The sequence below is a fragment of the Polyangium sp. 15x6 genome (genome assembly GCF_029960785.1).
Taxonomy (GTDB): Bacteria; Myxococcota_A; Polyangia; order Polyangiales; family Polyangiaceae; genus Polyangium.
Window position 1 is genome coordinate 75,207 of the sequence record NZ_JASBQE010000038.1, and the last position, 24,009, is coordinate 99,215.

General features: G+C 68.8%; 17 protein-coding genes. 6 read left to right on the forward strand and 11 right to left on the reverse strand.

Going from position 1 to position 24,009, the window contains the following annotated elements:
* Positions 1–4: 4 nt before the first annotated feature.
* The 7 genes from QHF83_RS26440 to tssI are packed head-to-tail and all read right to left on the reverse strand — an operon-like array spanning position 5 to position 10,406.
* Entirely contained in the window at positions 5–889 is an 885-nt protein-coding gene (locus QHF83_RS26440) for a hypothetical protein (RefSeq protein WP_282420720.1), read from the reverse strand.
* Complete coding sequence (locus QHF83_RS26445; protein WP_282420721.1) at positions 886–3,153, reverse strand: DUF2169 domain-containing protein; 2,268 nt, start codon at positions 3,151–3,153, stop codon at positions 886–888. Before QHF83_RS26445 ends, QHF83_RS26440 begins: the two co-directional genes overlap by 4 nt.
* A gap of 30 nt (positions 3,154–3,183) precedes the next feature.
* Positions 3,184–3,576, reverse strand: coding sequence for a DUF4150 domain-containing protein (locus QHF83_RS26450; protein WP_282420722.1), 393 nt, complete (start codon positions 3,574–3,576; stop codon positions 3,184–3,186).
* Between the two features lie 30 nt (positions 3,577–3,606).
* A complete protein-coding gene (locus tag QHF83_RS26455) occupies positions 3,607–4,260 on the reverse strand; it encodes a DUF3540 domain-containing protein (RefSeq protein ID WP_272428129.1) in 654 nt (217 codons plus the stop codon).
* A gap of 53 nt (positions 4,261–4,313) precedes the next feature.
* Positions 4,314–5,366 (reverse strand): pentapeptide repeat-containing protein, encoded by a 1,053-nt coding sequence (locus QHF83_RS26460; RefSeq protein WP_282420723.1) that lies wholly within the window; start codon positions 5,364–5,366, stop codon positions 4,314–4,316.
* Positions 5,363–8,011, reverse strand: coding sequence for a DUF2169 domain-containing protein (locus QHF83_RS26465; RefSeq protein WP_282420724.1), 2,649 nt, complete (start codon positions 8,009–8,011; stop codon positions 5,363–5,365). Before QHF83_RS26465 ends, QHF83_RS26460 begins: the two co-directional genes overlap by 4 nt.
* A gap of 28 nt (positions 8,012–8,039) precedes the next feature.
* Positions 8,040–10,406, reverse strand: a complete 2,367-nt coding sequence (gene tssI / locus QHF83_RS26470) for a type VI secretion system tip protein TssI/VgrG (protein WP_282420725.1) — start codon at positions 10,404–10,406, stop codon at positions 8,040–8,042.
* A 204-nt stretch (positions 10,407–10,610) separates the two neighbouring features.
* Between tssI and QHF83_RS26475 the strand changes: the two genes are divergently transcribed.
* Together QHF83_RS26475 and QHF83_RS26480 are read left to right on the forward strand one after the other, a co-directional pair.
* The gene (locus QHF83_RS26475; protein ID WP_282420726.1) at positions 10,611–11,924 is read left to right on the forward strand and encodes a M1 family aminopeptidase; all 1,314 of its coding nucleotides are present in this window, start codon (positions 10,611–10,613) and stop codon (positions 11,922–11,924) included.
* An 11-nt stretch (positions 11,925–11,935) separates the two neighbouring features.
* Entirely contained in the window at positions 11,936–13,288 is a 1,353-nt protein-coding gene (locus QHF83_RS26480) for a hypothetical protein (protein ID WP_282420727.1), read from the forward strand.
* A 12-nt stretch (positions 13,289–13,300) separates the two neighbouring features.
* Here QHF83_RS26480 and QHF83_RS26485 read toward each other — a convergent pair whose 3' ends face one another.
* Genes QHF83_RS26485 through QHF83_RS26500 form a run of 4 tightly spaced genes read right to left on the reverse strand, consistent with a single transcriptional unit; the run spans position 13,301 to position 17,512 of the window.
* Positions 13,301–13,639, reverse strand: coding sequence for a hypothetical protein (locus tag QHF83_RS26485; protein WP_282420728.1), 339 nt, complete (start codon positions 13,637–13,639; stop codon positions 13,301–13,303).
* Complete coding sequence (locus QHF83_RS26490) at positions 13,636–14,874, reverse strand: serine hydrolase (RefSeq protein ID WP_282420729.1); 1,239 nt, start codon at positions 14,872–14,874, stop codon at positions 13,636–13,638. The genes QHF83_RS26485 and QHF83_RS26490 overlap by 4 nt, the downstream gene beginning before the upstream one ends.
* An 8-nt stretch (positions 14,875–14,882) precedes the next feature.
* On the reverse strand, positions 14,883–15,467 hold the full coding sequence (locus QHF83_RS26495) for a hypothetical protein (protein WP_282420730.1): 585 nt from the start codon (positions 15,465–15,467) through the stop codon (positions 14,883–14,885).
* A complete protein-coding gene (locus QHF83_RS26500) occupies positions 15,464–17,512 on the reverse strand; it encodes a c-type cytochrome (RefSeq protein WP_282420731.1) in 2,049 nt (682 codons plus the stop codon). The genes QHF83_RS26495 and QHF83_RS26500 overlap by 4 nt, the downstream gene beginning before the upstream one ends.
* 161 nt (positions 17,513–17,673) lie before the next feature.
* Between QHF83_RS26500 and QHF83_RS26505 the strand changes: the two genes are divergently transcribed.
* The 4 genes from QHF83_RS26505 to QHF83_RS26520 all read left to right on the forward strand — a co-directional run bounded on the left by QHF83_RS26505 (position 17,674) and on the right by QHF83_RS26520 (position 23,776).
* Entirely contained in the window at positions 17,674–18,876 is a 1,203-nt protein-coding gene (locus QHF83_RS26505; RefSeq protein WP_282420732.1) for an exonuclease domain-containing protein, read from the forward strand.
* An 88-nt stretch (positions 18,877–18,964) separates the two neighbouring features.
* On the forward strand, positions 18,965–19,603 hold the full coding sequence (gene nth, locus QHF83_RS26510; RefSeq protein ID WP_282420733.1) for an endonuclease III: 639 nt from the start codon (positions 18,965–18,967) through the stop codon (positions 19,601–19,603).
* Positions 19,604–19,752: 149 nt separating this feature from the next.
* Positions 19,753–22,368 carry a putative metal-binding motif-containing protein gene (locus QHF83_RS26515; RefSeq protein ID WP_282420734.1) on the forward strand — a complete coding sequence of 872 codons (2,616 nt, stop codon included), beginning with the start codon at positions 19,753–19,755 and terminating at the stop codon, positions 22,366–22,368.
* 295 nt (positions 22,369–22,663) lie between these two features.
* Positions 22,664–23,776: a formylglycine-generating enzyme family protein gene (locus QHF83_RS26520; RefSeq protein WP_282420735.1), complete on the forward strand. Its 1,113-nt coding sequence runs from the start codon at positions 22,664–22,666 to the stop codon at positions 23,774–23,776.
* Positions 23,777–24,009: the final 233 nt, after the last annotated feature.

A 24,009-nucleotide genomic window follows, 5' to 3' on the forward strand; every position in this document is an offset into this window, starting at 1 on the left:
GCGCCTACCGCACCCGCCGCACCTGAAGCTCTCCCGCCGCGTCGAGCCACGCGACCTCCACCCCGTCGGGCGATAACGCGACGGCCTGCGGGTTCGTCGCGTCGAACTCTTCCCGCTCCTCCTCGTCCCACCGCACCACGACGGCCTCGTCCGTGAGCCAGGCGAACGTCCCGTCGCGCGCCACGTCCACGCTCCCGGGCCCGAGGCAACACCCGCCGCTGAAGCCACGATACGTGTCCGTGGCGGTCGCGAGGCAATCCCCCTCGCCGTCCGGCCGGACGACCACGTAAAACGCCGCGGCGCCGTCGATCGCAATCGACACGGTCCCCCGATCGTCGAAATCGGTCGACCAGCACTCGCCTCGGGCCAGCTCTTTGTTTGCCTCGTCGAACGGTCGAATCTCGAACCCGCGCTGATGCCAACCGGCGGAGCCATACTCCGACGCATAAGGCCGCGTACGATACGCGACGGCGTACGCCGCGTCGGCGAGCGCGGCGGTATGGTAGAGGTGCTCCTCCGGCAACCACAGATCGTCGCGGATCCGCTTGCCCCGGAGCGTCTCCCACGCCGCGAAGGCGATCACGTCGTCGAAAGCGGCCGCGAGGCGCGTCGCGCGGCGATCGAAGACGAGCACGTCCGGCGCTCCGAGATGCGCGCGCTCGTCGAGCACGGCCATTCGCCCATCCCCGTGGAGCACGCGCTCCGCGTCCGCGAGCACGAGATCCCCCGCGGCATCCAGCGCGGCCGCGATCCACGACGACGCAATGCCGTGCTCGTGGAGCCTCCCGCCGGGCTCGCGCACGAGCACGCGATCCGGCGCGATCCGCGCGACGAGCCCGGCCTCGCACCAGAAGAGCGGCGCGGAGGTCCGCGGGCCGTCGTCGCTCACGAATTCCGCGCCCGCCGCGGCGGCTTGAAGAGCCCCACCTCGGGCGGCGGCGAGGCGGCGCGCTCGGCCTCCATCGCGGCGCGTAGCTCCGCCGCGAAAGCCGGATCCTTCGTCGCCTTGCGCCCGAGCGAGCGCCGCAGCGGCAGCAGATCCGCCCGCCCGAGGCCGAGTTCTTCGAGGCAACGCGACAGCTTTCCGTGCGCCGCCGCGACCGAGAGCCGCGCATACCCCCGCACGTCGACCGTCCGGCCGAGCGCTTCCATTCGCGCGACGTAAATCCTATCGAATGCTTCGAGCAACGCCCCCTCGCCACGCCCGGCATCTTCCGCGATGATGGCCGTGCTCTCGGCCACGATGGGCGCCCATTTCTCCTCGTCGAGCCCGTGCCGGCGGAGCGTCATGCCCACGTCCACCGTGGGCCCCGCGATTTCCGCCGCAATCGAGGCGTACTTCTCGAGCGGAAGCGGCAAGAGCAGCGCGGCCCCAGGCAATGCGGGCTCGCCTTGCTCGGGCTCCGGCGGCTTCGGTTCGAGCGGAATCGTCGGCAGCGTGACGAGCGCGGGCTTGACGGCATCCTTCGGCGAGAAAGGAATGGGCACCGCGCCCGCGGGCACTGGCGCAGGCGGAGGCAGAGGCACGGACGCAGGCGCAGGCACGGACGCAGGCGCGGGCACGGACGCAGGCGCAGGCGAGGACGGCGGCGCGGCCTCCGCCGGCACGAAGGGCAATCCCGCGCTCGGCAAGACCCGCGGCGCCTCCTCGGCCTGCGGGCGCGGCGGCGCCGCCGGTGGTTGAAATGGTGTGGCCGGAGAAACCTTCGGCGGCGTGGCCGAAGGCCCGAGGGTGATGCTGCCGAACGGCAGGACCCGCCCGGACGGCGGCGGCGCGGAAGGACGCGCCGGCGTCGGCGGATCCGGCTCGATGTCGAGCTCCTCCGCGGGTTTTGCAGCGACGGGCGCCGGCGGCGGGGGCGGCACGGACGTCCGTTCGAAGGGTGTGGCTGGACGAATGACCACCGCGGGCGCGCCCACGTGCACCGTACCGCTGCCGAACGGTAGCGCAGAGCTCGGGCGTGGCGGCGCGGGAGGCGCGGCGGGCGCGGGCGCGCCGGGCGCCGCGGGTCGAAATGGCAAGGCCGGGGCCTTCGCGGACGTGGAGCCGCTCGTGGTGCCGCCCGATCGCGCCTGCCCGATCGGCCGCGTATCATGCCTCATTTCGAGGGGATGTAGCTCCGGCGCGCCCGCGACGTCCTCCAGCGAGCCCCCTTGCCGCACGACCTTCTCGATATCGGCGGGCCTTACCCGCTTTCCCTGCGGATGGCTCGCCACGACGAGCGTCCCCACCGCGATCGGCGCCTTCGCGGGCACGTCCGTGAGGCCGCGGAACACGAGCGACATACGCCCCCGATCCGTGTCGATCGTGAGGGTATCACAACGCAGCGCGATCTCGCTGACCCGGCCGGTCTTCGGATCGATCCGGAACGCCTGCGGCCGCGCCGCGGGCAAACGTGTTTCGAGCCGCTCCAGCGTCGGATGCAGATGTTCGAGCACGAGCGTCGCGCCGGGGCGAAGGAGCGGAATCTGCTGATCCGACGGTGCGGCCTGAAAAAACCCGAAATCGAACCCTTCGGGCGCCGGGCCCGGCTCCTCGCCACGCGCGGCCGTCGCCCACCTGTGCCCGTCTTCGGTCACGAGCTTTCGACGCTGCGGCCATCCCGGCGCGAGCGGGCCGAGCCCCGGGGTTTGTCCGGTCGATACCACGATGTTCGGCACGGCCATCGCGTCGCGCACCGGCGCCGCCGCGAGATCGATTCCGACCGGATTCCCCTCCCCGCGCGCCGCGCGCTCGTACCGCAGCGGCATCCGCGTGAATGCAGCCGGCGGTCCCGCCGAAAGCCCGTCGGGTCCGGGCGTGTACCGCCGATCCCCGACGAGGCGGAGCTCCTTCGCGAAATCGCCCATTTCGATGCGGCACGAGAGCTCCGTGACCGGCGCGCCTTTCGGGGCGAATGCGTGCCCGGCGACGAGCACGTCCGTGCGCGGCTTGAGCGGCGCGAAATCGGTGGCAAAGCGGAGCGACGCGCCCGGCTCGTTGTCCCACGGAACGTCGCCCGAGGGCTCGTCCTGCGCCGGCGCGACCGTCGCCTCGGCCCCGTGCACGAGCAGGAACGTGGCTTTGACGAGGATCGTGAGCGAATGCACTCCCTTTGCGGCCTCCCAGACGAAGGCCGCCGCGGGGAATGGACAAAACGACCGGATCTCCAAGACGAACCAGGTGATGAGAGGCTCGCGGCCTCAGGGAGCGAGCAGGAGCACCTTGACCTGCGCGGGCACGATCGCGAGGCCCGGACAGTTCGTGTTGTTCTGGATGTTGAAGCTCGTCATGCGGGTCGCGGGGATCCCATTGACGAGCACGGTGAACGCCCCGGTGACGGGCCGCGTCGGCGCCATGATCATGCCCGAGGCCACGCCCATCGCGATGCCCGGCGTATCTCCGATCGAAATGAGCGGCGTCGTCAGGAGGTGATGCGCCGGCGTGCACATCCAGAGGACATTGAACGAGGGCGGGAAGCCGACCGGACCGAAGGAGACGTTCGGATACGGAATCGGCACCGGAACGGGCGTCGGCGTGAGGCACACGTCCGGAAACCCGAGGTTCACACCGCCCAATTGCGAATTCCCGAACATGACGCGCCTCCTCCCTGCCCCGGTTTTCGCTCAGCCGAGATGAATCTGCTCGCCGTCCATCTTCACGAGCTCCTCCGCCGTGACGATGGCGTTCTCCGCGCGAAGGCTCATGACCTGCTTCGCAGAATAATCGATCCGCTCGGCCTTGACCTGATCGACCTCTTCCACTTTGCGGAACGAGCGCTTCACGCGCTCGCTCACGCGCTCGACCACGCGCTCGACGATGCCGCCCTCGTGACGCAGTTTGCCGATCTCGCTCCGCACGAGCCCGCCGAGGTACGAGAGGCTGTCCATCACCACGCTGCCCGTCGCCGCGTGCACGCGCACGCCGTCGGCGAGGACCGAGACGTCCTTCTGCGAGACGAGATCGATGCCCTCCTTCGAGGCCACGCGCACGCGGCCCTCGGGCACCTTGATTTCGAGGTCGCCGTCGCAAGCGAGCGACGCGCCCGCGCCCTCTTCGCGCTCGAGCACGGCGAGGACCCACGCCGCGCCGCTCGGGGCGCCCGCGACGAGGACGAAATCGTCGAGGCGCGGCTCGACGAGGCAGCTCGTCGCGCGCCGCGCCCGCATGTCGCCGCGGCCCGTGCGGACGATGAAGAGCCCGGGCTCGGCGTGCACGACCGTGCCCATGACCTGGTATGCCTCGAGCTCATCGAGCTTCCTCGCGAGATTGCCGTTCATGTCGTTCTCCGTGCCCTCTCAGTAAAGCTCCGCGCCTCGAAAAACCCGCCCCCTCAGGAGGCTGGTACAAACCCTTCCGCCTCGGCGAGCTCCGCGTCGTCGCCGAGCGCGATCTTCCGGGCGAGCCCGAACGTCGCGTCCTCGTCCTTCACGCGGTGGAGCCGCGTCCGCAGCATGTTCGCGCCCGCGAAATCGGCGCGCGAGATGTCCGCATTCGAGAAATCCGCATACGAGAGCGTCGCCCCGCCGAATCGCGCGCCCACGCACGAGGCGCGGGCGAACACCGAGAGCTCGAGGTCGGCCTTCTCGAAATTCGCGCCCGTGGCCAGCGCCTCCACGAAGAGCGTCTCGCGCAGCACCGCGCCCGAGAGGATCGCCCCTTCGAGCTTCGCCGCGGCGAACATCGCCTTCGGCGCCCGCGCCTTTTCGAGCTTCGCGCCGCGGAGGTCCGCGCCCTTGAAATTGCATTGCTCGAGGTTCGCCTCCGAGAGATCCGCGCCGGAGAGGTCCGCGTCCACGAACTGCGAGCAGCCGAGATCCATCCCCGCGAGATCCATCCCCGCGAGCACCGATTCGTGCAGCACCGCGATCTCGAAGCGGGTCTTCGTGATCAGGGTCTTTCGCAGGTCGGTCTTCGCGATGACCGATTGCTTGATCAGGCTCCCCCGCAGATCGAGCCCGTCGACCTTCGCCTCGACGAGCGCGCCGCGATCGAACGTGACCTCGGCGAGCGAGGCGCCCGAGAGATCACACTCGACGAAGAAGACCGTGAGCAGGTTCGAGCCCGAGAGGTCCGCGCCCGCGAGGTTCGACTCGACAAACCTGGCGATGGGCGCGTAGAGCTTCTTCAAATTCGCGCCGGGGAGCTTCGTTTCGAGCACGGAAGCGTGATGCAGGTTCGCCCCTTCGAGGTTCGCCTCGGAGAGATCACAGCCGCAAAGCACGCTCTCCTTGAGCCGCGCCCCCGAAAGGTTCGCGCCCTTGAGCACGACCTTCTCGAAGATGCCGCCCGAGAGGTCCGCGCCAGAGAGATCGAGTCCCGAGAGATCGATCTCGGTGATGATCTCCCCGTTCTTCACGAGCGCGACGAGCTCTTCGCGGTTCATCGGGCCGACCTCTGGTGCACGACGCGCTTCAGGTTCGCGTGATCGAAGCGCGTCTCGTCGTCGCCGACGGCGCGGAGCAGATCCGCCGCGAAGAGGTTCGCGCCCGTGAAATCGGCGCCCGCGAGGCGCGCCTTGTGCATGATGCCGAGCATGAGGTTCGCCGAAACGCACTGCGCATTGCGGAGGTCCGTCCCGACGAACCGCGCGTCCACCGCGATCACACGCGCGAGGCTCGCGCCGCGCAGATCCGCCTCGGAGAGGTCGCTCTTCGAGATCGTGGCCTCCGTGAAATCGGACGATTGCAGCCTCGTCCCACGCAGGTTCGAGCCGAGGAGCTTGGCCCCCTTGAAGCTCGTCCGCTCCATCGTCGAGTCGTGCACGACGCGGATGTTCTCGAGGTCGGCGCCGTCGAACCGCGCGCCATCGGCCGTGACGCCGACGAACGTACACGACTTGAGATCGGCGCCCGTGAAATCGGCGTCGACCAGATTCGACTCGATGAAGCTCGATTTCGAGAGCTTCGTGCCCGCCCAGCGGACGCCGTGGAGATTGCACTTGACGAAAAACAGTTTTTCGCCGCGCGCGCCCGAGAGATCCGCGTTTTCGAGCCGCAGCTCGATCAGGAGCGCGCCGTCGAGCAAGACACCGAGGAGCTTCGCGCCCGCCGCGTCGGTCTCGTGGAGCGTCGCGCCGGAGAGGTCCGCGCCCTCGAAATCCGCGCCTTCGAGCCGCGCGCGCCCGAGGTTCGCCTCCCGCAACGAGGAGAGCGCGAGGCGCGCATTCGTCAGGTTCGCCCGCGCGAGCACCGCGCGATCGAGCTTCGCGCCCGTCAGGTTCGCGCCCGTCAGGTTCGCGCCTTCGAGATAGGCCTCTTCGAGATCCGCGCCCGAGAGATCGATCCCCGAAAGATCCGCGCCCGAGAAATCACGCCGCGCGAGTTTCTCGCCCGTCGCGTACGCGCGCCGGATGTCGGCCCGCGCCCGCTCGCTCTCCTCCGGCTCCATCGGCGCCGGCGCCTCGGCCTGGTGCGCCGCGATTCGATAGGCCGTGTGGACCTGCTCCTCGGCCTTGCGCAGTTTGTCCAGAAGCTCGGGATCCGCGAGCTTCTCGGTCACGCCCGGCAGCGGGACGCCGGCGTTCTTCGAAAGCTCCGCCATGTCGCGCAGCTTTTCGATTTCCTTCTCGGCGCTGAACTTGGGCGGGCCCGTCTTCTCGCGCCGCGCTTTCGTGATGATCTCGTCGTAATCGAGGCCATTGGCCGCGCACATGGCGCGCACCTTCTGCTCGGCCTCCTGCTGCTGCTTCTCGGCCTCGGCCTTTTGCTTCTCCGCCTCGGTGTTCATCCGATCGACGTAGGCCGGCAGGTCGTCGAGGTCCGGCACCTTCTCCTCGGGCGGGAGGGTTTGCTTCGGCAACGTGTCCGGCTGCGCGCCCATCTCGATTGCACGATCACGCGCGCGGTCGAGCTCGGCCTGGGCCTTTCGACGCGCGTTCTTCAGGGCGAGCTGCTCCTGCTCGATGGCCTGGTCGTACTCGTCCGCGAGGACCGGCGCGGCCTTCGGGGCCGTGGCGAGGCTTCGCGGCATGAGGTCGAAGTCGCGCAGCATGTAGAGGTACGACTTCTTGCGGTCCATCCGCTGCGCGAAGACCTCCTCGTAATGGGCGCGCGGCTTCGGCTCGTCGCCGAGGTCTTCGAGCGCCGCCATGGCCACGCGAATGTCGGAGGCGTCGGGCTCCTCGATCTCGTGGAGGCCGCGGAAGAACACGATTCCCCGCCCGAGGTGCGGGAAGAGCTGCACCGTCTCGAGGTGCAAGGGGACCTCGACGAGATCGTCGCCTCGATCGGGCTTGAACTGCAAGAAGCAGCGGGCGACGACCGAGGGCAGGTGCGACTCGATCACGCTCTCGTCCGGATGCATGTTCTCGATCCGGAACGTCTCGTCGCCGCGGAAATACCCTTCGACGCGCTGATCCGGCGGCGCGACGTTGAAGACGCTGAAATCGATGTCGAGCGCGAAGCCGGGGAACTGCTCCTCCTGCCATTTCTTGTCGTACGTCCCCATCTTCGCGAACTGGTGCGGCCAGGTGAGATCGATGGGCCCGAGGCCCGCGGGCTCCGGCCGGTCGCCCTTCGATTTCACGACGTGCCGCGGATCCTCGACGTTCGGCAGCGGATGAATGGTTTGTCCCGATTCGGTCTTGATCGGCGCAAGGCCCTTGCCCACGGGGTTCTGCGGGTACTTCTCGCCGCCGAACGCGTGGTGCCAGTCGATGGGCATCCGCGCGAACGGGACGGGATCACTCGGACCCATGAGGCCCCAGGTGCGATCGCCGATCACATAGAGCGTCTTGTCGATCGTCCCGAGCGACACCTTTACGTGCGCGTAGGGGGCTTCTTTTTGGCCCGGCGGGTAGCAATGCCCCGTGACGAGCAGCTCGCCCCGGGGCTTCCACATGCAATGGTCGAGCACGCCGAACCGGCCGAGCTCCTTGCCCGCCATCTTCCAGAGGTCGACCTCGGTCCCGATCGATTTCGGCGAGTCGAACGGAAAGAGCGCCATCACCGTGGGCACGAAGAGGCAACGCCGCTTGTGCTCGAAGGTGCGGTGCACGAAGGAGAGCCGGAGAGGCTTCAGGATCTTCACGCGCAGGCTCTCGCCGAAAACGTTGTGCTCAGGTCTTGACGTGCAGGCCGGCGACGCTGAGGTGCATGCCCTTGGCCTCGAGCTTGTTGCCGAGCGCCTGGAGCTTGAGGCCGAGCGCGTTCAACTCCGTGCCCTCCAGCTTGACCTCGGCGGGCGCGATCGTGATGGTCGGCCCCGCCGTGACCGCGAGCGAGACGCCTCCGGTGATGTCGATCTTCAGGCCGCCGAAGAGCGAGAGCTTGATGCCCGCGAACCAGTCGAGGGCGAAGCCGGCGTGGCCGTCGAACTTGGCCCCGCCCGTGAAGCCCTGGAACTCCGCCGCCTTGAACCACTCGACCGGCCCCTTCGTCTCGATCTTCTGGTTGCCGTTGATCGACGTCTTCATGTTGCCCTTGACCGTGAGGTCATAGATGCCGTCGATCTTCTCGGTCGAATTGCCAGTGACGTGGATGTCCTGCGTGCCGTTGACGGTGAGTTTGTCCTCGCCGGTCACGGTGTCCTCGCGCGACGCGAGATAGATGCCGGTCATCTTCCCGGTCACGGTCTCGGTGTACGTGCTGTCGAACCGCTCGGTATTCGGGCCGACCACGTGGAGGTTGACGACGCTCTTGTAGACCTGGATCGCGCACGCCGTGACTTGCAGATCGAGGGAGCTATTGTATCGAACGGTGACCGCGCCTTCGACCGTCTCTTCGAACGTCGCATTGTACGTCTGCGTGACGGGATTCGTGACCGTCGTCGAGAACGGCCCCACGTACGTCTCGGTGATGGTCCCGTGGACGTCCTCGGTCTTGTTCGCCATCACGTCGACGTCGAGGTTCACCCCCGTGTAAACGTGGCCGCTTCCGTCCGTGCGGAGGTCGAAGTTGTAGGGACCGTTGCCGAGGTGGAGCGAGGAATTGAACTTCGGCGCGTAGATGTGCACGTACGTCGAGCCGAGGAGATCCTCCATCTCGATGAAGTTGTTCGACCCCGTGCGGATCAGGTTCTTCGTGTAATTGTTCTGCGTCACCACGCTCGGCGTCTCGGCGTTGTGCGCGGCGCCCACGATCACGGGGCGATCCGGGTCGCCGCCGAGGAAGACGAGGTGCACCTCGGTGCCCTTGCGCAGCGGGAAATGTTGGCCCTCGACGGTGCCTCCGTGCGGCTGGAGCATGCGCACCCACGTCGAGCGCGAGCCGTCGATCGCGTCGCCCTCGTCGAAGAAGATGTTCACCTTGTAGCGGCCGTGCCCGTCGATCTGCGCGTACGGGCTCGCCGCCACGCCGTCGACCACGCCGTCGACCACGCCGTCGATGCGCGGCCAGGGCGTCTTGCGCTCGGCGCGGAACTGCGTCGCGTGCGGGATCGCGTGCACCGTGGCGAGGTACGTCTCCTTCGTGGGCGCATCCTCGCCGAAGAGCATCTCCATGTCCTCGGCGCTCGCCGATTGATTGCCGAGGTGATCGATCTCGATCGTGAGGTAATCGCTGTTGAACGCGAGCCGCGGGTGCTCCTCGAGCAGGAACACGTAGCCCGGCCGGAGGTAGAACTGCGGGCCGACACCCGTGTACACCGTCTGCCGCGCCGCGATCTCCTCGGCGCGGATCGAGGCGTACCGCTTGCCCTCGCCGGGCGTCATCGCGTTCTCGCCGTAGAGCACGATGTCGCCCTTGCCCGAGAGCTCGGCGGTGCCTTTGACCTCCAGGCTCGGCTTCAGGTAGTTGTAGTCCGTGACCTTCACGCGGCCGGGCAGCGCGTTCGAGCGGCACCGGAACGAGCGGATCGACTCGCCCGCGGAGACGTCGCCGGGCGGCGCAGGGAAATACTTCACCGGCTTCGGCGCGAGCTTCTTGTGCGCCGAGCGCGTGTCCGTGAACACCAGGACCTCGCGATCCTCGCCCTGCTCGAAGTAGAAGTAGATGCCCTCACGCTCGGCGAGGCGCGCAATGAAATCGTAGTTGCTCTCGCGATACTGGCAGACGTGCTCGAGCTTCGGATAGTCGTTCCAGAGCGAGATCCGGTAATCGTTCGACCCGAGCCCGCCCTCTTTCAGGATGGCCTCGATGATGTCGGGGATGCTCGCGTCCGTGAAGATGCGGCTGTGGCGCGTGAGCGTGAGCTGCCAGTACGTCGGCACGAGACGCGCGAGGTAGAGGCCGTACGCGCCGTAATCGTTCACGAGCTCGACGGACGCGAGGATTCCGTGAAAGACGAACGGCGGCGCGCCGAGGCCGCGATCGATGTTCAGCGTGCCGCGGGCTCCGACCGCGGCGGCGACGTCGACGTCGAGCCCCGTGAGCTTCAACGCGATGTCGAATTCATAGGTCCGCGAAATGGCCTCCCGCCCCTTGAAAGCCGTGACCTGCGCCGTCGGGGGGAAGGCGGTGGACAAGAAGGTGAAGATCTCGCTCATCGCTCACGCTCCGGCACGTGGTGCGAGAGTAGAGCACGGGCCCGTGCCGGTCGTAAAGGGGCACCGCCCGGAAAGAACGCTCGCAGAGGCAGCGGAAAATTCCTGACGAGCGCGGCCTTGACAGGCTCTCGTCGCGGCGTGGATGATCACGTGCTCGCACGGAGGAAACACATGCGGATCGGTCGACACGCGAGGCTCGTCGGGATGGGAATTGTAATCCTCGCGGCCCTCGGCTGCGCCCAGGACGAGGGCAACGAGAAGCCCAGCACCACGGGGACGCCGGTCGAGCCGCCGCCCGAACCGTCGGCCGACCTCAGCCGGAACATCCAGAAAACGGGTCTCACCATCGACCTTTCGACGATGACCGGGACCGCGGTGATCGACCTCGCAGGCTCGCTGACCGGCACGGGCGCGTCGTTCGAGGCGGCGGGGCTCGAGATCCAGGGCGTGTCGCGCGCCGAAGGTCCGCTGAAATGGTCGCTCGCGCAGGGGCAGCTCGACGTCGGCGTGCCGAAGTCGCAGGGCTCCGCGCAGATCACGATCGATTACAAGTTCAAGGAGCAGGCGCAGTTCGAAGGCCTCATGGCGAAGGGCTCGACGCTCGTCTGGCCGACCTTCTGCGGCAATCTCTTCCCGTGCCATTCGGATCCCGCGGACGGGACGACGTTCGAGCTCACCGTCACGGGCACGCCCGCGGGCATGATGACGCTCTACCCGCCCGCGATCGGGATCGACGTGCCGTCCTACCAGATCGCCTGGGCGACGGGGAGTTACACGAAGCTCGACATCGGGACGACGTTCCAGGGGACGCACCTCGTGGCCTATTACCTGCCGGGCGGCGGGACGGACGCGCAAAACGGGACTGCGAAGCTCGTCGACATCATGAATTTCTACGAGACGATGCTCGCCGGGTATCCGTTCGGCGGCGAGGCGGGCGCCATTGCGGTGGACTGGGGCGCCACCGCGTACGGAGGCATGGAGCACCACCCGCTGTGGCACGTCTCGACGCTCGCCATGGGAGATCCTTGGATCCAGGCGCACGAGGCGGCGCACGCCTGGTTCGGCGACGGCGTGCGCCCGGCCTGCTGGGAGGATTTCGTGCTCTCCGAGGGCACCGTGAGTTACCTCGAAGCGCGGGCGATCACGGAGGTCCTCGGCGCGGACGAGGGCACGAAGGTCTGGTCCCATTACCAGACCCGCCTGAACAAGGCGATGGCGGAGGCGGCGTCGAAGATCGCGTGGCCCGAAGGCTGCGGCGAGGTCGACATCCTGAAGGACCTCTTCGGGGACATCGCCTACATGAAAGGCGCGTTCTTCTTCCGCGCGCTCGAGGCGAAGGTGGGCAAGGCGAAGCTCGACCCGTCGCTGAAGGCGTTTTTCCTGAAACACAAGGGGAAGGCCGCCCATTTCCAGGATCTGCTCGACATCGTGAAATCGGTGGCCGGGTACGATCCCTCGGCCTGCGCGGCGGCGTGGCTCCGCAGCGAGGCGGTGCCGGCGGAGCAGGTTTGTCCTTGATGCGCGCGGTCGTGACGCCTTTCGCAGAGAGAGCGCTCGTGGGATGCATGGCCGCGGCGCTCGTGCTCTCGGGCGCGGCGTGCCGGCGCCCGGCGCCGAAGAAGGACAAACCGTTGCCACAGGCGCCGCCCACGGCGAGCGCCGAGCCCCTGGCGACGCCGAGCGCGGAGCCGGACGAGGACGGGGCGCCCGCGGGTTCGGCCGCGCCCGCGGGTTCGACCGCGCCCGCGGGTTCGGCCGCGCTCGCGGGCGCGGGCGGTGGCAGCACGAAGAAGCGCAAGCCGAGGACCGGCGCGCGGTTCCTCATCGACGGGCCGGAGCAGCCGATCGCGATCGGCGGGGCGGCGACGGTTTATTCGAAAGGCGTGATCTGGCGGCTCTCGGGCAATGCAGCGCAGGTGAGCCCGTTCGGGCCCGACGGTCCAGCGGCCGGGCCGAGCGAGCCGGAGCGCGCGCGGAAATGGCCACGCGGGAGGGTCGCGGTCGCCGAGGACGCCTCGGGCGTGATGCACACGTACTGGGTCGAAGGATCGGGGCTCGTGCGGAGCGCGCTCGACGCGGCGGGAAAGCTCGGCGCGCCGGAGGTCGTGGCGAACGACGCGGTGCCGGGGACGAGCCCTTCGGCGCTGCGCACGGGCGGGCGCGACGCGGTGGCGTATCTGGCGGCGCCGAATGCGCGGAACGCGGAGCGACACGGGCGATTGTGGGTCGAGGGGGGCGGCGTGCTGGACATGTCGCCCGAGGGATCGGGGGCGACGTCGATTTCGCTCGTGTCCGTCGGCGAGGGGCAGGTGATCGCGATGTGGCTCGACGCGCGTTCGGCGATGACGCCGGTGCACGCGCGGCGCTTCGAGATCCGCGAAAAGACGACGGCGCTCGCGGCCGACGACGTGGTGTTCGTGGGCGGCCCGCCCGAGGGGTATCCGGAGCTCGTGGGCGTACGCGCGGGCAACTCCGCGGCGGGGCTCTTGCCGCTCGCCACGGACAAGGGTTTCGCCCTCCATGACATTCTCGTCGACTGGAACGGGAAGGCGAAGATCAAGACGCTCGATTACCCGAACGGGATGGATACGGCGCCCGTGGCGGCGGCGTCCGCGTGCGGGGAGACGATCGTGGTCTACGCGCGGCCGGAGGCGAAGGAGCCGGGCTCGCCGCAGGTGCTGGAGATCGCGACGCTCGGCGGGAGCGGGGCGATAGAGGCGCAGGAGGTGGCGGCGTATCCGGGGCAGGTGCTGGAGCTGCACGCGGCGGCGGCGGACGCGAATACGATCTGGGTGGTGTACACGGCGGGGACGAAATCGTTCGCCATGCGGCTCGGGTGCGGGGTGAAGGCCACGGCTCCGGCCGCGCCGAAGGGCAAATGAAGAAGTGAGCGATCACTTGCCGGAGCCGTCGATCACGCAGCCGAACCGCTCCGAGACGAAATGCGCGCGGCGCGTGTTCCAGAGCGCCGTGACGGTGACCGCCTTGCCCTCCATGTCGAAGGAGCGGCCGTCGATCGGGACGACGCTCTGGCGAATGAAGGCCTCGCAATCCGGCTGCGGGCGGCCCTCGACGAAGAGACAGGAGCAAAGCTCTTTGGCCTCGTAGCCCGACGGGAGCAACGGGAACGCCGAGAGAGCCTTCCAGTTCCACGCGATGAAGATCCCGACGAGGCCGAGGATCACGCCGAGGACGATGCCGATGATTTTCAGGACGCGCTTGGCCCGCTTCATCGCTTCACCAGCCCGGACAGAAGCTCCAAGTAATACCCCTTCGTGAAGGCCTTTTCGCGGTCGGGCACGCAGTTTTTCTGCACGTGGGCGGAGCAGCCGTATTCGCGGTCGTCGCCCAGGCGCACGGCGATGAGGTCGAGCGACGGGATCACGAAGATCGATTTGCCCCAGTGGCCGAGGGCCGCGAAGGTGTCGGGCGGCGCGGCCGGCCAGGGGCGCGGGATGTTGCGCTTCGGGTCGCCGACGTTCAGGTAGACCTGGGCGCCGGGGTTGTCCTCCCATAACGGAGGCGGGACGTCGGTCGTGAAGTAGGCCGGCGCCATCGTGAGCGTGTAGGCGACCCATCCCTCCGGCAGGAGGCGCTGGCCGTCCCAGACGCCGTCGGAGAGGTAGAGCAGGCCCCATTTCGCGAGGTCGCGCGCGGTCGCGTAGAGGTACGAGGAGCCGACGAAATTGCCGGCGCCGTCGCGCTCGAAGCGTGCGCTCGTCATGCCGAGCGGCTCGAAGAGCGCTCTCCAGGGATACGAGGCGTACTCGGCGTCCGACATCGTGTCGCGCAGCGACGCGAGGAGGAGGTTCGTGTCGCCGCTCGAATAACTCCAGTGCGTGCCCGGGGCATGGGCGAGGCCGTGCCCGGCGACGAACCGCGGCATGTCGTCCGTTCCGCGCGTGTAAAGCATGGCCATGACCGAGGAGAAGACCGGCGACGCCTCGTACGTCTCGTTCCAGTCGATCCCGGAGCTCATGCGGAGCAGATCGGTGAGCCGGACGTTCTGTTTGTCCGGGCCGAGCGCCGCGTAATACTTCCCCGCGGGGTCGTCGACCTTGAAGCGCCCCTCCCCTACCGCGATGCCGATCAGGGTGTTCACGAAGCTCTTCGACACCGACCACGTGAGCAGCGAGGTCTCGGCCGTGGTGCCGCGCGCGTAATGCTCGAAGACGAGCTTTCCGTCTTTCACCAGCACGAACGCATTCGTGCGTTGTCCCTTGCGATCGACGTCGTCGCCGTTTCGCGCGAAGAGATAGTCGTCGAGCTTCTTCAGCGCGGCCGGATCGATGCCCACGGACGCGGGATCCGCCGTGGACCAGGCGCGCGTGGGCCATTCGGTCCGGGGTTTTCCCGCGAACGGGGGCGGGCCCTTCAGCTCGACGGGGGTTGCATCGCCGGGGCCCGGGGACGAGCAGCCGGCGAGGGCAAAAAGCGCGGCGAAGAGCGCGGCACGGCGGGTGGGCATGAAGGTGTTCACCAGGCGACGACCGTCACGATCGGGCCGGGTTCGTCCTCGACCCACATCTCGGAGAGGCCGAGGCTCGACCGGACCATCGGCCCGCTGCTGCCCGGCATGTAATACCCCCCGGTCCGCTGCGTGATCTGGAAGAAGCGCCGATCGCCGCGGCGCAGCGGGAAGACGACCTCGACGGCATCCCAGCAAATCTGACCCTCGCCGGGCTCGTCGTGGCATTCGCCGCCGCCCTGCTTCACGGAGAAGAAGACATCGTTCGAATGGCCCGTGACGAGGTCGATGCTGTTCGAATTCATGACCTCGCAGCGAAAACGAAGCCATTCCCGGACCCGGCGGACGCCGCAGGACGTGGAGCTCACCGGCGCGGCGAGGTCCTTGGCGGCGGTCCACTCGGCGAACGTCGGAGGCTTCGACTTCTCGGTGGGGACGGGGCCGAGGAACGGGAGGGATTCCGTGGGCGCCGCGGCCGCCGCCGCATCCGCGCCCGCGTCGCCGGGGGAGGCGTCGGGCACGTCCTCGGGCGACGCGACGCTCGAGAGGAGCGAGATCGCGGCGAAGGCGGGGAGGAGCGAGCGGAGCTTCATAACGTCCTCAGGTAGGCGACGAGGGCGGCCTTGTCCTCGGCGGAGAGCTGGTTCGTCTTGCCCATGCGGTCATCGTTCTTGTCGATGAGCTCTTCGAGCGTGGCATAGCTGCCGTCGTGGAAATACGGTGCCGTGCCGCCGACGAAGAGCAGCGATGGGGTCTTGTATTTGTTGTTTTCCTTCTCGTCGGCGTAGCCCGCGCGGATCGTCATGCGGGGCAGCGGCATGGGGACACGATCGGTGTACTCGGCCCCGGCATGGCACGTTTTGCAGGCGGTCTCGGCGCTCTCGAAGACGGCCTTGCCGCGCTTCGCGACGTCGGAGAGCTCGGCCTTTTCGCGCGGCGGAGGGACGAGGCCGGCCCGAAGGAAGGCGGCGATCGCGAGCGCCCGCGGGCGGGCCGTTTGCTTGTCCACGACGTGTCGCTCGTCCCAGCGGTGAAGGGCGAAGCCCGCGAGGATCCGATCGACGAGGGTCTCGCTCTCGCCATGCCAGCCATACGGGCCTTGCGCGGCGACGCGGCCGGCGAGCATGGGCGTTTGGCGGGCCGCACCGGGGACGATGGTGCTGCCATGCGAACTGAACGTGACATTCCCGCCGTCTTCCACCGGGGCGAACTCGGTCCAGGTAAAACCGTCGTCGCGGCCCTCGGGGTGGCAAGCCGCGCAACCGAGGCCGCCGCTCACGAGGGTATCCTGGGCGTCGTAGAAGAGGCGGCGTCCTTCGGCGGCGAGGGCGTCGTCGGGGCCCTTGCCGAGCGGAATGCGGACGACGCTGGATTTCGCGCCGCTCTTGGGGTCGGGCAACGTGAGGACGGCGAGCGCATTCGTGGCGCGGCAAAAGACGTAGGCCTTGCCTTCGTCGGAGGAGAGCGCAAGGCCACTCGGCGCGGCGCACGCGGGGCCACCGCCGGTCGCCCCCTCGTCGTGCAAGGGGTGCTTTGTCCGGACCATCGCCGCGGGGTCGATCGAAGTCGCGTCGAGCTCGGACACGATGAGGCTGCCCTCGCCGAGGACGAGCAAGGTGCGCGTGGTCCCGCGATAAACCATGGCGCGCGGCTGGACCATGTCGCCGGGGCGAAGGTCGAGGGTCGGGTCCTCGGGTGGAATCGCGTTGATGTGCGCCCCGAAGACCGCGGGCTGCTTGCGCCGGGGCGCGAGCGGAGAATCGTCGCGCGGGAGCAAGACGTCGACGATGGGCATGCCATACCAGGCCTCGACGCCCACGGCACCGAAGGCGTGGCGCGCGACGAAAAGCCTGCGTTCGTCGGGTGAGAACGTGAGGGCATAACCGAGCGAGGCGTCGCCTTCGCTCGTGGTTTCGTACGGCAGCCGGAGCGGCGCGGCCGGGAGGCTCACGCGCTTGACCGTCGGATTGCCCGTGCCGATTCCGTCGATGCGCGTGAGGGAAGCGCCGACGAGGTGGCTCACGTACGCGCGCGAGCCGTCGCCGAGAATGGCGATGCCGCGCGGCTCGCGGGCGACGTCGACGGTGAAGCGGACCTTTTTCGTTTCGAGGTCGACGGCGGAGACCTCGTGCGTCCACGCGGACGAGACGAGCGCGGTCTTCTCGTCCTTCGTGATCGCGAGGCCCCAGGCGTCGGCGGGCAGGGCGATCCGCGCGGATTCGACGAGGCCCTTCGCGCCGTCGGGCTTCATCACGAGGACGAGGCCCGGATCGCGGATCGTGACGAGGACCTCGCCGTCGAGCGGCAGGACCTGCGCGGGCCGGCCGGGGAGCGCGACGGTCCACGCGGGTTTTTCCTTGTCGAACGGGAGCTGCACGAGGTGGAGGGCGCTTCCATCCTCGTCGACGACGTAAAGCAGGTCCTCGGCGGGGCTCCGCGCGACGACGTTGCCCTGGCGGCTCGGCGCGGGCGTCTTCGCTTTCGGGGGCGGCGCGGCGGCGGATTCGCTCGCGCCGGGCGCCGCGGAGGACGCGGCCTCGGGCGCGGGGCCGGAGGAGCTTTTCCCGCAGGAAGAGCACCCGGTGGCGGCGAGGGGCGCGGCGAGGAGGGCAAGGGCGAGGAGGCGCGAGGTCCGCATGTCCCTGATTGGAGAGCGAATATCATGGAGGTCCGCGGGACGGAACCCGGAAAGGGAGCCATTCCAAGCGTTGTCCTCGCCCGCCCGGAGGTGCTAGGGTGGCGCCGATCGCGATGGAAAGCGCCGAACGACGAGCCTCGTTTCCCCATGGATTCGCGGTGGTGGACATCGAGACGACCGGGCTGCGATGGAAGACGGACCGGGTCGTGGAGCTCGCCGTCGTGCGCACGGACGCGGAAGGTCGTGTGCTCGCGGAGCTCACGACGCTGGTGAACCCCGAGAGGAATCCGGGCGCGACGCACATCCACGGGCTCGGCGCGGAGGATCTCGCGGGCGCGCCGCGGTTCCCGGAGGTGCTCGCGGAGCTCGTGCGGTACCTCGAAGGCGCGGTGCTCGTCGGGCACAACGTGAAATTCGATCTCGCGTTCCTCGCCGAGGAGCTCGGACGGCTCGGGCACGTGCTGCCGGACGCGCCGCGGGTGTGCACGCGCGAGCTCGCGATGCGGGTCTTGCCGGCGCTCGGGGATTATCGGCTCGCGTCGTGCTGCAAGGCGCTCGGCGTCGAGAGCGGGAACGAGCACCGGGCGCTCGACGACGCGCGCGCGGCCGCCGGGGTGTTCGCGCGGCTCAGCAAGACGGGTTTTTGGCGCACGTCGTACGAAAGGGAGCTCGCGGAGGCGGCGAGCGTCGTGTGGCCGGTGATCGAAGGGCCGTCGCGCATCGCCGCGCGGGGCGAGGCGCAGGCCGCGGCGGAGCCGTCGCCGCTCGGCGTGATGGTGGAGGGTTTGCCCGAGGGGACGTCGAGCGGGAGCGTGGAGGGGTACTTCACGGTGCTCGACGAGATCCTCGAAGATCGGCGCGTCACCGAGGAAAAGGCGGAGGCCGCGCGCAGGCACGTGGAGGGCGCGGGGCTTTTGCGCGGGGATATCGTCGCGGCGCATCGGGCCTATCTGACGGGCGTGGCGCGGGCGGCGCTCGCGGGAGATCTCGGCGGGGGCCTCGGCGCGTCGGATCTCGGGCGGGTCTCGCGGCTCCTCGGTTTGCCCGCGGATTCGGTCGAGCAGGCGCTCGCGGCGGCGCGGTCCGGGGCGGCGGCGCCTTGGCCCGGGTCGACGCGGCCGCTCCGGCCGGGGACGTCGATATGTTTTTCCGGGGACGGCGAGCCCTCGAAGGCCGCGCTCGAAGCGCGCGCGGTGGCGGCGGGGCTCAAGGTCCAGACCTCCGTGACGAAGAAGCTCGAGGTGCTGGTGATCGACGACCCGCATTCGCTCACGGCGAAGAGCCAGAAAGCGCGGGCGTACGGGATCCGCGTGATGACGGTGCCGGTGTTTCTGGCGCTCGCGCGATCGCCTGACAAACAATGACCGGGCCGCGAGGTTCGGGGCTCGCCAGCGTCGTTCGATTGGGGTAGGGTCGGGTTCGTCCTCGCGGGGGACGGAGGAGGTCATTCGCATGGCAAGGTCTGGCGAAGTCGCGATGTCGACGGTGCTCGAGCGGCTCCAGGGGAAGTATCCGGACGCTCGTTACGAACTCGACTGGACGACGCCGCTCGAGCTCTTGATCGCCACCATCCTCGCCGCGCAATGCACCGACGTGCGGGTCAACAAGGTGACGAAGACGCTCTTCCCGAAATACCGCACGGCCAAGGAGTACGCCGAGGCGAACACCGAGGAGCTCGAGCAGATCCTGCAGCCGACGGGCGCTTATCGGCAGAAGGCGAAGGCCGTTCAGGAGACGTGCCGGGCGCTCGTGGCGCGGCACGGGGGCGAGGTGCCGCGGACGATGGAGGAGCTCACGGCGCTGCGCGGGGTCGCGCGAAAGACGGCGAACGTGGTGCTGAACAATGCGTGGGACATCCCCTCGGGCATCATCGTGGACACGCACGTGGCGCGCGTGAGCCAGCGGATGGGGCTGACCACGCAGGAAAAGCCCGAGGCCATCGAGCGGGATCTGATGAACATGGTGCCCGAGGAGCGCTGGACGAAGTTCGGCCCCGCGATGGTGCTGCACGGGAGGTACACGTGCACGGCGAAGGCACCCCAATGCGGCGATTGCATGTTCTCCGACGTGTGCCCGAAGAGAAACGTGTGAGCCCGGTGCCGCGCATGTCTCGCGCGGACGGCGATCCGGCGCACGTGTCCATATCGGGGTAGCCGCCCGGCGTGGGGCCCCGAGGTAGGGGGCCCAGCTCGTCTCCATCCGCTTGATCTCGGCAGAAAATCCGCCGATGATCAGCGATCATGCAAAATGTCCAATCTTTGAACCATTGGGCTGGCCGCCTCGGTGCGGTCGTACTTGCGACACTCTCGCTCGTCGGCGCCGGCTGCGACAACGACGAGGGCAACGGGCCGGAGGGGTGTGCGCCGAACTGCCCGGCGATCTGCACGCCGAGCAGCAAGACCTGCAATGGCACGGTCGTGGAGACGTGCTCGGCGGATGGGCAATCGCGAGAGAACTTCGACTGCGCGACCGTAGGCCTCGTCTGCAATGAGGGGGCGTGCGCGCCGGCGAGCACGTGCGGCGATGGGACATGCAGCGGCGGCGAGACGTTCGCGTCCTGCCCCCAGGATTGCGAGCCGTTCTGCCAGCCGGGCAGCAAGCGGTGCGACGGGAACGTGGCGAAGGTCTGCGCGGCCGACGGGGGCTCGGAGGAGGGATTCGATTGCGCGACCGTAGGCCTCGTCTGCAATGAGGGGGCGTGCGCGCCGGCGAGCACGTGCGGGGATGGGACGTGCAGCGGCGGCGAGACGTTCGCGTCCTGCCCCCAGGATTGCGAGCCGTTCTGCCAGCCGAACACGAAGACGTGCGAGGGGAACGTGGCGAAGGTCTGCGCGGCCGACGGCGGGTCGTGGATGACGTTCGATTGCACGACCGTGGTCCTCGTCTGCAGCGGCGGGACGTGCGTGGTGGGCGGCGGCTGCGGCGACGGGGCGTGTAATGGGGGCGAGACGCCCATGTCCTGCCCCATGGACTGCCCGAGCGCGACGTGCGGCGACGGGGTCTGCGGCCCGAACGAGCCCGTGGCGTGTCCGCAGGACTGCCCCTCGTGCGTGCCGGGATCGAAGTCGTGCACCGGCAACGTGCTGAAGGTGTGCGCGCCGAACGGGATGGGGTTCTCGACCGTCGATTGCTCGCAGAGCGGCCAGGTCTGCGGGGGCGGGCAGTGTCGGCCCAAGGACGTGTGCGGCAACTTCCTGTGCGAGTCCGGCGAGGTGCCCGCTTGCACCCTCGATTGCATGGCGCAATGCGGGGACGGGACCTGCGGCGCGGGCGAGAGCTTCGATACGTGCTCGGCCGATTGCCCGGCGCAATGCGGCGATGGGGCCTGCAACGGGGCCGAGACGCCCATGACGTGCGCGGCGGACTGCCCGAACACCTGCGGCGACGGGACCTGCGACGGCGCCGAGACGCGGCAGAGCTGCCCGAAGGACTGCGGCTACTGCGGGGATCTCGTGTGCCAGGACGGGTTCGAGTCGCCGTCGTCGAACCCGCCGGCGCCGAAGGTGAGCTGTCCGCAGGACTGCACGGTGCTCACCTGCGCGACGAACGCCGATTGCAACGACATGATCGCCTGCACGACGAACGTGTGCAGCGCGGGCGTCTGCACGTATCCGCCGAACAACGCGGCCTGCGGCGCCTCCGGAAAATGCCTCGGCGCGGCGTCGACCGATCCGAGCGGCTGCTGCTCGGACATCGACGGCGACGGGTACGCGGCGGCCACCTGCGGCGGGAGCGATTGCAACGACGGGGATCCGAGCATCCACCCGGGCGCACTCGAACAATGCGACGGCGTGGACCGGAACTGCGACGGGAAGAACCAGCCGACGCTGGCCCCGGCGGTCCAGGTGACGAGCGATTTCGCGTTCAAGAAGTCGCTCGCCGTCACGTACGACGGCTCGAAGTACCTCGTCGCGTACGCGGGGCAGCCGATCGCGTCGTACGTGCTGCAATACCTCGTCGTCGACGGGATGGGGAGCGGGACGATCCAGACGACGTCGGAGCCCGCGGATCTCGTCCGCACCGTGTACAGCAACCAGAAGCCGTCGTGGGGCGTGGCGTGGAAGAACGGGCAGAACGCCACGATGTCGTGGATCCATGCCGCGGGCACGCTCTCGGCGGCGCGCATCCCGCTCGGCACGGTCCCCACGGGCTTGTCGTTCGGGTGGACGGCGGGGAGTTATCTCGTCATCAAGACGGGCAATTCCTCGTGCCCCTTCGGCGGCTGCTATACGTCGAACACGGGCCTCATGGTGTCGGAGGCGTCCGGCGTCACGGAGGCCGATCCCGCCCTGGTCGCCGCGTCGACCGTGGGCGCCGGACAGCTCGCGCCGCTGCCGCTCGATCTCGCCGTGAACGGCGATACGTTCGTCGTCCTGCACGAGAGCGGCACGCTGCTCTACCTCAAGGCCGACAATACCTCGCCCGGCTACGTCACCGCGCAATCGACGTACGTCAACAAGCAGTCGTCGTCGCACACGGCCTGGGACGGGCAGATGCTCGTCGCCGTGTCGAAGGCGCCGAACGCGGTGCAATACGAGCGCATCGCGTCGAACGGCCTCGTCGTGTCGTCGACGGCCGTGGGGACGAAGTCGCTCTCGCCGGTGAAGGTGGCCGTCGCGCCGGCCGTGGGGATGAAGCCCGCGCTCGTGGGTGTGCTCGCGACGGACGGCGCGAATTTCTATTTCTTCTCGCGTAGCGGCGACGGCTCGCCGGCGCTGCCCGTCGGGCTGATCGGCGGCGGGAACACCCCGACCGACGGCACGCTCCTCTGGGACGGTCAGCGCTTCGTGGCCTTCTGGCTCGCGAACGTGGCCGGGACGCAGCAGGTGTTCATGACGAGCGTCACCTGCCAGTAGCGACGATCGCGCAGCCCCCGGCCCCCGAACCGAGGTCCCCTGCCCCGAGAGCCGATCCCCCGCGGGGGATCACCGTCCGGAGCAGGGGACTGTAGGCTCGGACACGGGGGATCACCTTCCGGAGCAGGGGGATCACTTCCCGGAGCAGGGGGATCACCTCCGGGGAGGGGGGGAATGTGAAGTCGGACACGGGGATCGACCTTCCGGAGGGGGGGAATCACCCTCGGGACCGGGGGAGTGACCTTGGGCGCGGAAGGTTTGCGATCTCGCGGGGCGAGTTGGTAAGTTCCGCCGCGTGCCAGGTCCCCGCGTCCTCGTTTTGCTCCCTGCCCTCGCCGCCCTCGCCGGTTGCGCCAAGCAGCCGAGCGGCGGAAGCGGTCCAGAGGACGCAGGTACGACCCCGCCCATCGACGGGGGTGACGTGCCGGACGCAGCGGCGACGGCGACGGCGACGGCCGCGCCCGAGGAGAAGGGGCCTTGCGCGGGGAAAGCGGAGGGCGCGCTCGCCTGTGAGGGGGAGAGCGTGGTGCGTTGCGTCGGGGCGGGGCGCGCGCCGGAGGCGGTGAAGACGTGCCTCGACATCGAGCGTTGCGAGGCAGGCGCGTGCGCGCCGGCGTGTCCCGAGGGGGAGGTGTACGTGCCGGCGACGGGGCCCGCGGGGTTCAAGATGGGCAAGAACCTGTCGGCGTTCGGATTCGGCAACCGCAAATCGGGCAATACCGGCAAGGGGCGCGCGGACCTGCCGCACAAGGTGGTGCTGACGAAGCCGTTCTGCATGGACCAGACCGAGGTGACGGCCGGCGCGATGAAGAAATGCGTCGAGGAGAAGGGCTGCAAGGCGCCGCAGCGGACCGATCGGTGGGTGACATACCCCGACAAACCAGATTACCCGGTGAACCTGGTCGACTATCCGATGTCGAAGTACTACTGCGAGCAGTACGAGAAGAGCCTGCCGACCGAGGCGCAATGGGAGTGGGCAGCGACGGGCGGCGACGGCCGGTCATGGCCCTGGGGCGAGGAGGAGCCGACGTGCGAGCACACCGATTTCACGCAGGCGATCCTGATCTCACCAGGCGGCGACAGCGGTTGCCACGGAGGCGGGCCCTCGAAGGTGGGGACGCACCGCAAAGGGGATAAAATCTGGCCCGACGGGCCCATTCACGATCTGGCCGGGAACGTGTGGGAATGGGTGCTCGACAGCTACGTGCCATATTCGGGCAAGGACGAGGTCGATCCGGTGCACGTGCGGTCGAACATCGGGAACTACGTGGTGCGCGGCGGCGGCTGGAACCGGAGCGGCCGCGGATGCCTCGCAGCCTTCCGCGGCGGGGCCATCGTGTCGTACAAGGTGCCAGGGCTGGGCTTCCGGTGCGTGCGGAACGCGAAGGAGCGGGCGGCGACGCGTTGAGTTTGTCTCTCTCGAAGCCGCTGTGCTGGGGCGTTGCCCCAGGCCCCACCAGGGGCTATCCGCCCCTGGACCCGGACCAGCGCAAGCGCTGGACCCGGGGTCGATGAACTGCGCTTCGCGCAGTTCATCGAACAGCCGCGGCAAGACCAGCGACGACCCTGCCAGCCAAGACAGCGGCGCTGCCATTTCGATCGGCAACGCCGTCTCACCGGCCTGTGGGAAGAACTGCGCAT